The sequence below is a fragment of the Fusobacteriaceae bacterium genome (assembly GCA_031272775.1).
In the GTDB taxonomy this organism is placed as follows: Bacteria; Fusobacteriota; Fusobacteriia; order Fusobacteriales; family Fusobacteriaceae; genus JAISST01.
The window spans coordinates 1-14,366 of the sequence record JAISTB010000022.1 but is presented as its reverse complement, the minus strand read 5'-3'; the positions used below and the strand labels follow the sequence as shown (position 1 = coordinate 14,366).

The 14,366-nt window shown below is 51.2% G+C and carries 13 protein-coding genes; 11 read left to right on the top strand and 2 right to left on the bottom strand.

Annotation, left to right across the window (positions count from 1 at the left end):
* Nucleotides 1–16: 16 nt before the first annotated feature.
* Entirely contained in the window at nt 17–1,840 is a 1,824-nt protein-coding gene (locus LBQ97_05790) for an aminopeptidase P family protein (GenBank protein MDR1832220.1), read from the bottom strand.
* A 168-nt stretch (nt 1,841–2,008) separates the two neighbouring features.
* On the opposite strand from LBQ97_05790, the gene LBQ97_05785 reads away from it, so the two are divergent.
* Complete coding sequence (locus LBQ97_05785) at nt 2,009–2,794, top strand: hypothetical protein (GenBank protein MDR1832219.1); 786 nt, start codon at nt 2,009–2,011, stop codon at nt 2,792–2,794.
* Nucleotides 2,795–2,855: 61 nt separating this feature from the next.
* On the opposite strand, the gene LBQ97_05780 is transcribed toward LBQ97_05785, so the two are convergent.
* Nucleotides 2,856–4,364 (bottom strand): ABC transporter substrate-binding protein, encoded by a 1,509-nt coding sequence (locus LBQ97_05780; protein MDR1832218.1) that lies wholly within the window; start codon nt 4,362–4,364, stop codon nt 2,856–2,858.
* Between the two features lie 363 nt (nt 4,365–4,727).
* On the opposite strand from LBQ97_05780, the gene LBQ97_05775 reads away from it, so the two are divergent.
* The 10 genes from LBQ97_05775 (at nt 4,728) to LBQ97_05730 (ending at nt 14,118) form a co-directional block, all read left to right on the top strand.
* The gene (locus LBQ97_05775; protein MDR1832217.1) at nt 4,728–6,044 is read left to right on the top strand and encodes a hypothetical protein; all 1,317 of its coding nucleotides are present in this window, start codon (nt 4,728–4,730) and stop codon (nt 6,042–6,044) included.
* 21 nt (nt 6,045–6,065) lie between these two features.
* Nucleotides 6,066–7,190: a homoserine O-acetyltransferase gene (locus tag LBQ97_05770; GenBank protein MDR1832216.1), complete on the top strand. Its 1,125-nt coding sequence runs from the start codon at nt 6,066–6,068 to the stop codon at nt 7,188–7,190.
* Between the two features lie 22 nt (nt 7,191–7,212).
* Nucleotides 7,213–7,542: a hypothetical protein gene (locus LBQ97_05765; GenBank protein ID MDR1832215.1), complete on the top strand. Its 330-nt coding sequence runs from the start codon at nt 7,213–7,215 to the stop codon at nt 7,540–7,542.
* 328 nt (nt 7,543–7,870) lie between these two features.
* A complete protein-coding gene (locus tag LBQ97_05760) occupies nt 7,871–8,521 on the top strand; it encodes a helix-turn-helix transcriptional regulator (GenBank protein MDR1832214.1) in 651 nt (216 codons plus the stop codon).
* A gap of 15 nt (nt 8,522–8,536) precedes the next feature.
* A complete protein-coding gene (locus tag LBQ97_05755; GenBank protein ID MDR1832213.1) occupies nt 8,537–8,995 on the top strand; it encodes a RidA family protein in 459 nt (152 codons plus the stop codon).
* 53 nt (nt 8,996–9,048) lie between these two features.
* Nucleotides 9,049–10,029, top strand: a complete 981-nt coding sequence (locus LBQ97_05750) for a TRAP transporter substrate-binding protein (protein ID MDR1832212.1) — start codon at nt 9,049–9,051, stop codon at nt 10,027–10,029.
* 35 nt (nt 10,030–10,064) lie between these two features.
* The gene (locus LBQ97_05745) at nt 10,065–10,568 is read left to right on the top strand and encodes a TRAP transporter small permease subunit (protein ID MDR1832211.1); all 504 of its coding nucleotides are present in this window, start codon (nt 10,065–10,067) and stop codon (nt 10,566–10,568) included.
* On the top strand, nt 10,562–11,833 hold the full coding sequence (locus LBQ97_05740) for a TRAP transporter large permease (protein ID MDR1832210.1): 1,272 nt from the start codon (nt 10,562–10,564) through the stop codon (nt 11,831–11,833). Before LBQ97_05745 ends, LBQ97_05740 begins: the two co-directional genes overlap by 7 nt.
* Before the next feature lie 9 nt (nt 11,834–11,842).
* The gene (locus LBQ97_05735; GenBank protein ID MDR1832209.1) at nt 11,843–12,997 is read left to right on the top strand and encodes a M20 family metallopeptidase; all 1,155 of its coding nucleotides are present in this window, start codon (nt 11,843–11,845) and stop codon (nt 12,995–12,997) included.
* Between the two features lie 59 nt (nt 12,998–13,056).
* Nucleotides 13,057–14,118 (top strand): D-TA family PLP-dependent enzyme, encoded by a 1,062-nt coding sequence (locus LBQ97_05730; protein ID MDR1832208.1) that lies wholly within the window; start codon nt 13,057–13,059, stop codon nt 14,116–14,118.
* The last annotated feature ends 248 nt before the right edge of the window (nt 14,119–14,366 follow it).

The window sequence follows — 14,366 nt, the reverse complement described above, 5'->3', positions numbered from 1 at the left end:
AAAATACTCCTTTCTTTCAGACGCTCCGGGTGACCTTGGCCAGCCAGGGGCGCAATTCTTCCGGCAAACGCGGGGCGATCTTTCCGTAGACGTCCGCGTGGTAAGCGTTGAGGAAATCCCGCTCTTCGGGCGAGAGCAGTTCCGGAATCACGCAATCGAGGTCTATGGGCGCGAAAGTCAGCGTCTCGAACGTCATGAACTGCCCGAACTCAGTTTTTTCCGCCTTCCGGACCACGAGCTCGTTTTCGATCCGGATCCCGTGGGAATTTTCAATATAAATGCCCGGTTCGTCGGTAATGATCATGCCTTCTTCGAGGACCTGCGGATTCCAGCTGGTGGCGATCCGCTGGGGGCCTTCGTGGACATTGAGGAAAAAGCCGATGCCGTGACCCGTCCCGCATTTGTAGTCGATGCCTTCTTTCCACATGGGTTCCCGGGCCAGGACGTCAAGGCTCGTGCCCGTCACGCCGTGGAGGAATTTGGCCTTGGCCAGCGAAAGCATTCCCTTGAGGACAAGGGTCGTATGCGTCTTGAGTTTTTGATCCACGCGCCCCAGGGCAAAGGTCCTGGTGATGTCCGTGGTCCCGTCGGGATACTGTCCGCCGGAATCGATCAGCAGGAGTTTTCCGCTCACAAGGGGAACCGGATGGGCCGGATCCGCCCGGTAGTGCATCATGGCCGCGTTTTCGCCGACGGCGGCGATCGTGTTGAAGCTGGGCTCCACATAGTCTTTCTGCGCCTTTCGGAAGCTCTCCAGCTTTTCGGCGATGTCGATCTCCGTCAGACTTTCCGTAAGCCCTTTGGCGATGATCTCTTCCTTGAGCCAGTGCAGAAACAGGGTACAGGCGACGCCGTCGCGGAGATGGGCTTCCCGGATGTGGGCGAGCTCCGTTTCGTTCTTGCAGGCCTTCATCAAAAATGAGGGATTTTCCGCGAAGATAACGCGGTTTTTCTCCCGCAAAGCCTCATAAATCCGGTAATTGATTTTCGCCTTGTCCAGAAGGACGGTTTTCCCTTCGATTTCTTCGATTTCCCGGTAAATATCTTCATAATCCCTGAGCACGATATGATTTTTCAGAAGCTCGTCCTTGACCGCGGGCGTAAGTTTGTGTTCGTCGATATACAAGATCGCCCTGGCCGGCGTAAAGGCCGCGTAGGCGAGGTTCACGGGATTATTCCTGACGTCGTGACCCCGCAGGTTGAAGATCCAGGCGATGTCGTCGAGGGAGGCGACCACATGGTAATCGCAGCCCTTTTCCCGCATTTTTTCACGGATACGGGCGAGCTTGTCCCCGAAGCCCGCGCCCGTCAGCGCCGCCGGCAGCGTAAAGGCCTCCGTCAGGACCTGGGCCGGCCGGTCCCGCCAGATCAGATCCACCAGATCTTCGCCGCTTTTGATGTCAAAGGCTTTTCCCCCGGCCTTCTCGCGAATTTCAAGGGCGCTCTCGACGGAAACGACCCGCCCGTCAAAGCCCAGAACTCCCTTTTCCGGCAGAAGTTTCGCCACATACTCTGGGCAGGGCGTGACCCCCGGTTCGCCTATCCTGTGCAGGGTGAATCCCGTCCCTTCCAGCTGGCGGGCCGCTTGAATAAAGTAACGGCCGTCGGTAAAAAGGGCGGCCTCCTCCCGGGTGACGACGGCAGTCCCCGCCGAGCCTGTAAAACCGCTGATAAATTCCCGCGCCTTGAAGCGTTCCCCCACGTATTCGCTCAGATGCGGGTCCGTGGACGGGATATAATACGCGTCGATCCCCCGCGAGGCCATTTCCCTTCGCAAGGCGGCCAGTCTTTCCTTGATTTCCGTTTTCCTCACCTCGTCTGTGACGTCCTTTTCAGTCAAAATTTGTCTGATTCTTCCACGATCATTATACGCAAAATCAGGGGTGATGTCAAGGAAAAGGTCGGGGGCGGGCGCTCGTTCCCCCCACCCCTTGACAATCCGCCTGTCCGGGTGTATAATCAGGTTACAAAAACCGGCGGCAAAGACTCGACCTTCAAGGGAATGATCATGAAAAACGACAAAGCGGAATTCAGAAAAGAAACAGAAGAATCCCCCCAAAGCAATATGCTGACGATGGCGGCGGCGTGGAAGCAGACGGCGGCGGAATACCGCGCGTTATACTATCAGGGTTACAATGTCGCCACAGCCCGCGTCCAAGAGGCTTGTCGGAACAGAAAGGCCGGAGACAGCCCCCTCGCGGTCATAACGGATCTGGATGATACGGTAGTCCTGCCGCTACGATACTGGGGAACCCTGATCGCGGCGCAAAAAGAGTTTTTCGACGACGACCTCTGGGCAAATTGGCTTCCGAAATACGAAATGATCCCTGCGCCGGGCGCGCCGGATTTTCTCAAATTATGTAAAGAATCGGATGTGGCGGTTTTCTACATCACGAGTCGGAATCAAGGGGACAAAACGACGGGATATGTCATGGAGCAGCTCAAAAGACTGGAATACCCATATGCGGACGAGACCCACGTCACGGTGTTGATCGGCTCCTCCGACAAGGAAGCCCGGCAGAAGGAAATCGCCAAAACCCACGAGATCGTTTGCTTTCTCGGGGACAACATGAATGATTTCAGGCGGGCGTACTATGAATGCGACGTCAAAAAGCGCATGGCCCGGATGGAAGAGGACAAAGCCCTCTTCGGGAACCGCTTCATCCTTTTCCCCAACCCCACCGACGGGCAATGGATCCGCGCCATTTTCGGCGTATCCGAACCCGAGGCCTCGCCGGAAAACCGGGAAAAATTCGAAAAAGCGGCAAAGGAATTCATTGAATTTATGAAATAAGAAAAAAAAAGAGCTGTCGCGGCAAAGGACCGGCGACAGCTCTTTTTTCATGGATGGCGATTTATTTGAGATTCTTTTTAACGTTTTTGAACAGATGCATAAACGTCGGATACGCGAAGAAACCTTCGAGGTAATCCTGCGCGCCGACGGCGACATTGGGGATCACGAGAGCGTACACGCCCACTTCTTCCCGGATGATTTTCGCGGCTTCCCGGTAAGCGCTTTCCCGTTCCGCGGGATCCACGGATGTTCTGCCTTTATCGAGCAGTTCGTCCACTTTTTTGTTGTCGTAGAAGGACATATTTCCGGCCGAGCCTTTATTGGAGGAATGGAACATCGGGTAGAGACAGCCGTCGGGGTCGGTGGCGCCGGGCCAGCCCAGCATATAAAGATCCTGTTCCACCTTGCTGATTTTTTCGATATACGCCGACCATTCGAGGATTTCAATGGAGAGCTCGATCCCGATGGCCCGCAGCTGTTCCTGGAGAATGACCGCCGTGTCTTTCCGGGACTGGTTTTCATTTGTCCAGAAGCGCAGTTTGAGCCCATTGGGATACCCCGCGTCGGCAAGGAGTTTTTTCGCTTTTTCCACGCTGAGTTCGTAGGGCGGCAATTTTTCGTAGCCGAGAACGCCCGGCGGGATTACCGTATAAGTCGGCATGGCCCGTTTGTTGTAGGCGGCGTCGGCGATGTCCGTGGAATTGATCGTCATCTGGATGGCTTGACGCACGCGCACGTCGCTTGTGGGGCCCTTTTCACAGTTCAGACCGATAAAGTTCAGTCCCAGAGACGGGGTGGAATGCAGGACAAGATGAGGATTTTCCTCGATTCTGCCGCGGTCGGTGATGTCCACGGCCAAGACCATGTCAATTTCCCCTGTTTCGAGGGCGATGGCCCTGCTCACGCCTTCCGGGATATTCCGGAAAACGAGCCGCTCCACGTAGGGCGCGCCGCCGAAATAGTCTTTATTCGCCGTGAGAATGATCCGGTCGCTCACTTTCCAGGAGTCAAACTTGAAGGGGCCCGTACCTACGGGCTCAAAGAAGATGTTCGGATTTCCGGATTCGACATATTTTTTACTCAAAATGGAGCCGCAGGCGTGGGCCAGAGAACTGATCAGCGGACCATAGGGCGTTTTGGTGATGATGTTGACTTCATATTTTGACAGGATATCCACTTTTTCGATGCTTGCGAAAAATGTCATGGACGCCGGGGCTTTGGCGGCCCGTTCCAGGGAAAATTTCACGTCTTCTGCGGTCAGCTCATCTCCGTTATGGAATTTGACGCCTTCCCGCAGCTTGATGTACAGCGTCGTCGGGTCTTTTTGCTCATAGCGTTCCGCCAGACTCGGTTCCGCCTTCATTTCCGAAGACCAGTCAAACAGCCTGTCATAGATGCTCAGATTGATGTTGTGCGAATAAACGTCGATGGTCGCGGCGGGATCCAGCGTTTTCGGATCCGCCTGTTGCGCGACGACCAGATCCTTCGGAAAAGCCTTAGCGGAAGAAAAAACGGGAAGCAGGGAAAGAAGCAGGAAAAAAAGGAATAGTTTTGTCTTGAGTGTTTTCATGTGTACCCCCTGTGTAAAAAAATTAGTATCTCTTGACTAGTTTACGCCTTTTTTCAAGAAACGGCAAGATTTTTATGCAAAATTTTTGTGATTTTGCTTGATTTTGCACTTTATCAGAACGATGTGTTCGATTGTGGCGCGAGCTACACATAAGCGACTAGGATTCGCGCGGTCATACCGCCGATTTCAAAGGAAAAATAGTTTGACTTTTTGTTGTCAGTATGCTACAATTGTGGGATAATTATGTCTCCGTACAATTTAACCGAATCAGGAACGCCTTCGACGAAAAAAGGACAACCCTGCCTCAAAAGGAGGGCCCTTTACATATAAGAGCCGACGGGCTTTAAACGCGGAGGTTTGCAAATGATAGGAGTTATCGGTTTACTCATCGCAATCGCAGCATTGGTTATCCTGAGCTACAAAGGGCTGAATGCATTCATCGCGTCATTGATTGCCGCAGCTATCGTTGCAGTAACAAACTGGTTGCCGTTCTGGCCGTCTATTACGGGAGATTACGCCAACGCCATGAGGGCTTTTGTGGGAAGCTACTTCCTGCAGTTCGGGCTGGGCGCGGCCTACGGCGAGTTCATGAAAGTCTCCGGCGCGGCGGAGTCCGTCGCGGCAAAGTTGTTTAAATTGTGCGGTACCAAAATGGCGGCGGTGGCGGCGCTTTTGGTAACCTTGATTCTGGCTTTGGGCGGGATCAGCGCATTTGTTATCGTATTTGCCATTTATCCTATAGCCGCTCCTCTTTTCAGAAAAGCGAACATTTCCAAAAATTACCTGCCGGGCATCGTTTTGGCGGCTTCCGTTTCCCTCTGTCTCGCCTTTCCCGGCAATCCGACCCTCACAAACGCGCTTTTGACACAACCCCAGTATAACCTCGGGACAAACGCTTACGCGGCGCCGATCATGGGAACGATCATCGGGCTGCTGGGTCTCGTTTTGGGCAGTCTGTACTTGAAGATCGTCAGCGGCAGAGACGTGGAAAAAGGTATCGGCTATGTCGTATCCGGTTCCGACGCCATTGAAGCCATAGAAGATAAGTCCCTGCCTCCCTTTGCGACGTCGATCATCCCCATCATTACCGTAATTGTCATGATGTTTATCCTGAAGAGCATGATGCCCGCGCTGCATACGATCCTGACTTCGCTTTTGACGGCCATGTTCCTCAACGTGCTGCTGAATTACAAGACCTTGAAAGGAAAAATTGTCAAGACATTTGTCAACGGATTCTGGAACAGTATCCCGGCCACATTTTTGACGGGCGGCGTTATGGGCTTTGCGGGCGTAGTACAGATCGCTCCGGCGTTCCAGTATTTTATCAACTTCGCCAACAGCCTGACCACGACCTTCAATCCCTATGTTTCCGCCGTATTCGCGGTCAATGTCGTCGCGGGTATTACGGGAACGGCCCTCGGCGGATTGCAGATCTTTGCGAACCTGATGCTTCCCAACTATCTGGCCACGGGGATCAATCCCGCCGCTTTCCATAGAATCATGGTTATCGCCTGCTGCGGCTTGGATACGCTGCCCCACTGCGCCACCTTCATTCTGATGTGCTCGGTCTGCGGCGTTACGCCAAGGGATTCCTACAAACACGTTTTTGTCTTGACGGTAATCATTCCGTTCATCATGACCGCAGTCGGGATCCTTTTGACCTTTGCCGGCATTGTCTGAAGAAACTTCGGGAGGTGAACCATGGCCTTGTTGACAAAAAAACAGGTTTTCAAGATCGAGAATTTTGCCTTTGAATACGGACCGACGATTCCGGTGGAAATCGGATACGAGACCTTCGGTACGCTCAACGCGGCAAAAGATAATGTTATTCTTGTCTCCCATTATTTCTCCGCGACGAGCCATTGTGCGGGAAAATACGCCGAAACCGACGAATTGGCCGGATATTGGGACGGTCTTATCGGCCCGGGAAAAGCGGTGGATACGAATAAATATTTCGTGATCAGTACGGATAATCTCTGCAATTGCGCTGTAAAATCGAGCTTTGTCCATACGACGGGCCCGTATTCCGTAAATCCCGCCACGGGCAAGCGCTACGCCCTTTCCTTTCCCGTGCCCACTGTGACGGATATTGTCCATACGCAAAAGGCCTTACTGGAGTCACTGGGCATAAGCCATCTCAAAGCGGCAATGGGCGCGTCCGCCGGCGGCATCATTTCCTATGAGTGGGCCGTTCATTATCCCCAATGGGTGGACGTGATCATTCCGGTTATCGCGACGCCGGTGCATCCGTCATTTACGTCCTTTATCTCTTTGCAGCACGCGATCCGGGCGGCAAAGCTGGATCCCAAATGGCACGGCGGGAATTACTACAACGAGGCGGAGCAACCGGACGAAAGTTTATATCTTGCGTTGCAAATCATGACCGTGGGCGCCTTTTCCGCTCCTTATCTCGAGCGGACCTACAAAAGAAACAGCGCCGATGTCGACTGTTACAAAGACGTACTCGCTTTCTCCACCGTGGAAGATCAGCTGTACAAGCTCCAGGTGGAGCGGTCCGCCCTGGTCGACCTGAATCACTGGATCTACACGTGTCGCATCTTTATGAACCACGATATTTCCCGCCATTTCGGCGGAAATCTCGACGAGGCCCTTTCCCGGATCAAAGCCCGCGTGCTGGCCGTACCCTGTCGGAGCGATCTCATGCACCCGGCGGAATTTGTAAAGTGGACCGTGGATCGGATCAATTGGCTCGGCGGCAACGCGGAACTCTATGTGATTGACAGCGATGTGGGTCATATGGCGGGCATTCTCCAACCGCAGCTGTTTGACAGCAAAATCAAAGATTTTCTGGGGCGTTATTGTTAAGAGCGCCAAACGGAGTAATTTCATGAAAGAAAAAAGTTCATTCGGCGGCAAATATCCCTATTCCGTCATCGATCAGCTTGACCGGGACGCCATCCGGGAAAATCCCGAGCCTTTTGTCGACCTTTTGCGTTTTTTGGTCAATCTTCTCGACCGCTTGATCCCGATCATCGCCATCGCGGACAGCTATTCTCACGAGACGGATCTGCCGAAATACCGGAAAATGGTGACCTACATCCGGGCGCTTCTCGATGATCTCTATCAGGATGACCCCGAATTTGAGCAGATCGTCAGCGAGCATATGCTGAAATCCGTGATGGATTTTCCCGCGGACGAGCCTGACTGTGACTCGTGAGAAGGGCGCCTGTACCGTAGCCGAAAGATAAGAAAATTTGAAAAAGGCTGGAAGGTTTCCGGCCTTTTTTGTGTTTTCCGGCTTTAATCGGGAGAAATACGCTGATTATTTGCGCTGCATTATGCGCGCAAACAAGCGCGTTGTCAGGAAAAATAAGATTTCATGGTCAAAGGCAAAATTTTCCCTTGACAAAACAGCAGAAGAAGCGTATAGTATTGTTGTATGAAAAAAAGTTTGATTTTTGATAAATTTCAAAATAATAATAATTTGAATTTATGCTTGAATTTATATCTAAAGAGAAAATGAGCCTGCAGTGAGGAGTGAAAGCATGAAAACGATTGACGAAGAAATGGAATTTTTCAAAAATTTGATGCAATTGCTGAAAGCGCAATTTGGAGATGAAACGGAGATTGTGCTCCATGACTGGTCGAAAGGCTATGACAGGAGTATTGTCGCCATCGAAAACAACCACATCACGGGACGGAATATCGGAGACTGCGGCAGCAACTTGGGGCTGGAAGTCATCAAAGGCACAGAGACAAAGGATCTGAAGACGAATTATGTGACAAAGACGAAAGACGGGAAAACCCTGATGTCTTCCACAATGTATCTGAAAAATGATCAAGGCCACTTCATCGGCGCCCTTTGCGTCAACAGCGACGTCACGAAAACCATGAAAATCAGGGATTATTTGGATTCCAAACTGCCTGACTCCAACGCGCGGACTTCCGAAGAATTTTTCGCAACGAATGTTTCCGATTTGCTTACCTATCTGATCAACGGGAGCCTGGAGATCGTCGGAAAACCGGTGGCGGAAATGACCAGAGAAGACAAAATACGGGCGCTGCGTTACCTGGATGAAAAAGGGGCGCTCTTGATCAGCAAATCAAACACAAAAATATGCAACGTATTCGGGATATCAAAATTCACGCTGTACAATTATCTGGATGAAATCCATGAAAACAGAGAAAAATTTTAAGGAGGAGCATAAATCATGATCATCGAAAACAGACTGAAAGAATTGGGAATTGAACTGCCGACGCCCCCCACGCCCATCGCTTCATACACAAGCTATAAGATCGTAGGGAATCTGCTGTTCGTTTCCGGCCAGGGGCCCATCATTAACGGCCAGCAGCTCTTTACCGGAAAGGTCGGCAAAGAACGCACGGCCGAGGAAGGCTATCAATCGGCAAAATATTGCGCGTATAATCTGCTCGCGCAAATGAAAAAAGCGGTCGGGGATTTGGACAATATCGAAGAGATCGTTCATTTGAAAGGTTTTGTGGCAAGCGCCGACGACTTTTACGGACAGCCGCAGGTCATCAATGGGGCTTCCGATCTGATGATGGAAGTCTTCGGTGATAAAGGAAAGCACACAAGATGCGCCCTCGGCGTGAATGTGCTCCCGACGGATATCACCACGGAGGTGGAGCTCATCGCGAGGATAAAGTAACCGGGAATCACAGGGAATACTAGTTCACTTACATCAAAATAAAGGAGGAACAAATGAAAAAAGTTGCATTGCTGCTGAAGGTCATTCTGATGGGAATTTTGCTGTCCGGGCTTGTGGTACAGGCAAAAGATTACAAATTCCAGCTGGGCTACAATACGGTGGAGGATTCCGTCCGCGGGGAAATGGCGAAGACATTCAAGGAATACGTCGAAAAGGAAAGCAAGGGGCGTATTTCCGTGGAATTATTTGCCGCCGGAACCCTCGGTTCCGAGCAGGAAATGATCGAAATGGTCAAGATCGGCGTCCTGGATTTTTCTCTGCCGGGATGTTCGAGCATGTCCACCGTGGATCCCTCATTTTCCGGGATTACGCTTCCCTTTCTCGTAAAGAATTTTGACGAAGGACATAAACTGCAGGAAGGCGTGCTTGGAGAACGCTACAAGGAAATCGCGAAGAAATTCGGGTATAAGATCATCGGATGGGGAGATCTGGGCATGGCGCAGATCACAAACAACAAACGGGCCATTGAAAGCGTAGCGGACATGAGAGGACTCAAAATGCGCTCTCCCAACGAAGGCGCTTCCATCAAGACCTTTGAGAGTCTCGGATGTTCCGTGACAACGCTGCCTTTCTCCGAATTGTACCTCGGCATGAGCCAGGGCGTCGTTGACGGGCAGTTCAACCCCATTGACGCGATTTATCAGCAAAAATTCTTTGAAGTCCAGGATTACCTCGCCGTAGTCAATGTATTCTACTATGCGATCAATTTTATTATGAACGACAAAAAATTCGAGAGCATGGACGCGGAAACGCAAAAAATCATTCTTGAGGGAGCGGCAAAGGCGCAGGAAGTATCGAGAGCGTACGCGGTAAACGCCGACAGCAAATATCTTGAAATGATGAAAAACGGGTTCAAAAAGATTACGCATCCGGATCCGGCGGCTTTCGCCGAGGCGGCAAAACCTGTCTATGAAATCTTTTATTCCGGCGCCGACGAAAAAGTGAGCGCGATCATCAAAGAATACAAAAAATAGGAACAATCGGGAAGGATATGGGGAGAGGAAGACCAATGAAAAAATTAGAAAAAACAATTTACCTCATCACAGATGTTTTGAGCGGAATCGCGGGTATTATGATGGCGGTACTGACCGGATTCGTGTTTATGGAAGTCCTTTGCCGCTACGTGTTCAAGCGTCCTATCGTGATCACCAGTGAGATGACAAACCTCTTGTTTCCGTGGATCGTGGCGCTGAGCGCCATCGCCATAGCGAAAAGTAACGGAAACACCGCCCTTGTTTTCATCAAGGAGCGGTTCAAGGGGACGACGCGGCACGTGATCGAAATTCTGGTACACATGGTAATGCTGTATTTTTCGGTTTCCATGATCATCGCTTCGTTCAGTCTGAGCCTTTCTCTCCGAAACGAGATTCTGGTTTTGACGGGAATCAGCAAAATGTTTACCTATGGTTCCATGGTGGTGGGATTTAGTGGAGTTGCTCTGGTGGTATCCTACAATCTCATCAAATACATCCTGTTTGATATCTTGAAAACGGGCGGTGAAGAAAAATGTTAATCCTTATGTTCGCGACTTTTGCCATTTTTATCGTTATCGGCGTGCCGATCGCCTTCGCCATGGGAACGGGTTCTCTTCTTTTTATGCAGTTTCGGGGAATTTCCACCGCTCTCGCGGCCCAGAAATTCTTTTCCAATACCCAATCCTTCGCATTTCTGGCCGTTCCTTTCTTCATTTTGGCGGGAAATCTGATGGTGGAGGCCGGAATCGCCAAAAAGCTCATCAATTTCGCGAGTATTCTTGTGCGGCAACTGCCCGGCGGTCTGGGTTGCGTTTCGGTGGTAACGAGTATGATCATGGCGGGAATTTCCGGCTCTTCCGTAGCGGACGCCTCATCCGTAGGCGCGATCCTCATTCCCGAAATGAATGACAGAGGATACCCGAAATCTTTTTCGGCGGCCATCAACGCCACGAGTTCCGTCGTGGGGATCATTATTCCGCCCAGCAGTACCATGATCGTGATTTCCTATATCACCGGGCTTTCCGTCGCCAAACTGTTTCTGGCGGGCGCCATCCCGGGAATTCTGATCGGATTGACCTATCTTGCCGTAACCGTATGGATGGCGCTCAAAAACAAGTATCCGAGAGAAAAAAGGGCGTCGTTGAAAGAAATTTTGTCGGCAAGCATTGTCGCCTTCTGGGCCATGCTCTTTCCGATTTTTATGCTGGGAAGCATTATTTTAGGGATCGCGACGCCGACGGAATCCGCTTCCATCTGTGTGGTTTATTCGCTGATCCTGGGGATTTTCGTCTATCGGACGCTGACGATCAAAAAGATCTTCCGGGCCCTGCGGGATTCAGCAATCGGTACGACGGTAGTCATGATGGTCGTCTGCACCGCCACCATCATGCAGTGGATCCTGATCAGCAACAACATCCCAACAAAAATCGCGCGGGCGCTGCTCAACCTCAAGCTCCCGGGCGGCATGTTGCTTTTCGTGATGATCATGATCCTGTTCCTGGCCGGGATGGTTATGGACAATGTCCCGAATCTCTATATTTTCCTGCCGATCTTTATGCCGATCGCGGCCGGTATCGGCGTCGATCCCATACACATGGGGATCATCGTGCTGTGTTCGCTGGCCATGGGTCTTTTTACCCCGCCTGTGGGAACGACGCTTTTTATCTCTTGCAACATCGCGAAAATATCCATTGAGGAATGTACAAAGGATCTGGTTCCTTTCTTTATCTCCGGCGCGATCGTCATCCTCGTTGTGGCCTACTGCCCGCCGCTTACGATGTATCTGGCCAGCTTTATCAGATAAGGACGGATTATGGACGTATACAAAGAAATGGCCTTGGAGATTCTGCGGGATCTGATATCGTTTCAAAGCGTGAACAAACCCGGGGATGAAAAGCCGGTTGCCGAATATATCGAAGGCTTGCTGAAGCGGGAAGGCTTTTCGACGGAGCTTCAGATTGTCGGAGAAAACAGGGCGAACATCATCGCGCGAACCGGGGAAGGCCCCTGTAAACTGATACTCAACGGGCATCTTGACGTGGTCCCCGCCGGTGAAGGCTGGACAAAAGAAGCGTTTACGCTGACGAAAGAAGGAGAATACTTATACGGACGCGGAACTTGCGATATGAAAGGCGCCATCGCGGCCATGATCACGGCGGCGATCCGCTTGAAGAGAGAAGGGGCGGTAAAAGGCAATTGTGAATTGGTACTGGCCTTTGTGGCCGATGAAGAAGTCGACGGAATCGGGACAAAGCGGTTTATCCAAAATTTTCAAAAAGGAAAAAGAAACTGGGTCGTCGTCGGCGAGGCGACCGGCAATCAATTGAATATCGCGCACAGAGGCGTCATTCGCTTTCGGGTGACGATCAAGGGAAAGCAGTGTCACGCGGGGCAACCGGACGCGGGAATTAACGCTTTAACCCTGATGGCCGCGTTTTTACTGAAAATTGATCAATGGAACGAAGCATTGGGGAAAATGAAGCCGGATATCCTGCCTCCGCCGACTGTGGCGGCCACTGTGCTCCACGGCGGAATCAAGGATAACATTATCCCCGGAACCTGTGAAGTTGTGCTGGATTGCAGGACAGTACCCGGTGATACCCGGGAAAGCCTCGAGCGAAAAATCGAGGGGATTCTCACGGATTTATTTCATCACAAAGAAATCGGCTGGGCGATCGAAGAATTTATCCAGGTGACGCCCAGTGCGGTTCTGCCGTCATCCGATATCGTCCGGACAGCCGGCGCCGTCTACGCGGAATATCGGGGCAATAAGCCGAAGATCACGTATTTTCCGGCCTGCTGCGATATGTCATGGTTTCATCAAGGAGGCTTCGAGGCAATCATCTGGGGGCCCGGAAGTATTGACCAGGCGCACATCAAAGATGAATTTCTCGAAGAAAAGCAATTGTATGAAGCCATGGAATTATACCGGAAGTTCTTTTTAAAAGCGCAAGAATCAGCGCAATGAGGTGAAAGATGTCAGAAAACTATGTTTTGAGGCAAACGGAAAATATTATTACGCCGGCATTGATTTATTACAAAGAGATCATCGAAGAAAACACGAGAAAAGCCATCGCTGTGGCAAAGTCCGCGGAAAACCTCTGGCCCCATATCAAATCGCACAAAATGCGCGAAATGGTCTTGTTGCAAATGACCATGGGCATCAAAAGATTCAAATGCGCAACCATCGCGGAAGGGGAAATGTTGGGGATGCTGAAAGCGCCCCGGGTCATTGTGGCCTATCCCCTGATCGGCCCCAATATCAAGCGTTTCGCGAAACTGGTCAAGACATACCCGGATACGGAATTTTTCGCGATCGGAGACGATTTAAAACAGTTGAAATTACTGGGGAATTGCGCCGTGGAAAACGGAGAATTCTACCAGGTCCTTGTGGACATGAATTTAGGGATGAACCGAACCGGCGTGCCCTGCGCGCAAAGCGCGGCCTTTTATGAAAAGGCATCGCCGATACCAGGAATCCAACTGCGGGGATTTCACTGTTATGATGGCCATCACGGCATACCGGATCTTGAGGAGCGTCAAAGCGCGGTGGACGCCGTCCATGAAAAAATCCGCGCCGTAAAAGAGGAGCTTGCGGCCAAAAACCTCCCGTGCGAAATTCTAGTAATGGGTGGTACGCCGTCTTTTCCCTGCCACGCCAGGCATGAAGGCGTCTATTTGTCGCCGGGAACGTTATTCCTGTCGGATTACGGATACTGTTCTAAATTCAAAGACATGCCCTTTGTACCCGGGGCGCTCGTTCTCACCCGGGTCGTCAGCCATCCTGAGAAAGGCTATTTTACCCTGGATCTCGGACATAAGGGCATCGCTGCGGACCCTCCCGGAAGCCGGGGTAAGATCGTCGGTCTGGACCACGTTGTGGAAATGGGACAGAGCGAAGAGCACTGGGTATTCCGGATGGAAGAGGGGCATGAGGGGGAGGTTCCGGCCATCGGAACGGAACTCTACGTCATTCCCACCCATATCTGTCCGACCACAGCGCTCTATCCGGCCGTTCTCGTCGCCGAACACGGGGAAATTGTTGACACATGGAGCGTGGACGCCAGAAACCGGAAACTTGAAATTTAAAGCTTGAATGAACAAATCAAAAAAATCTTTTTTGCCCGAATTCCGCGTGAATTCAGGCCAGTTTTTGTATACACTTCATTTTGACATTTTATTGCTTGACATGTTTGCCATAATGGGATAATATGTAGGTTATTGCTTCCCCGATTAAACCTTGCGCAGTTTATGCAGCGTAACTGGTAGTCTTTGAACCGAAAAACCCTTTGATCTTTTCGGGAAGTAGCTGCACGGATTTCAAGTGTGAACGCACG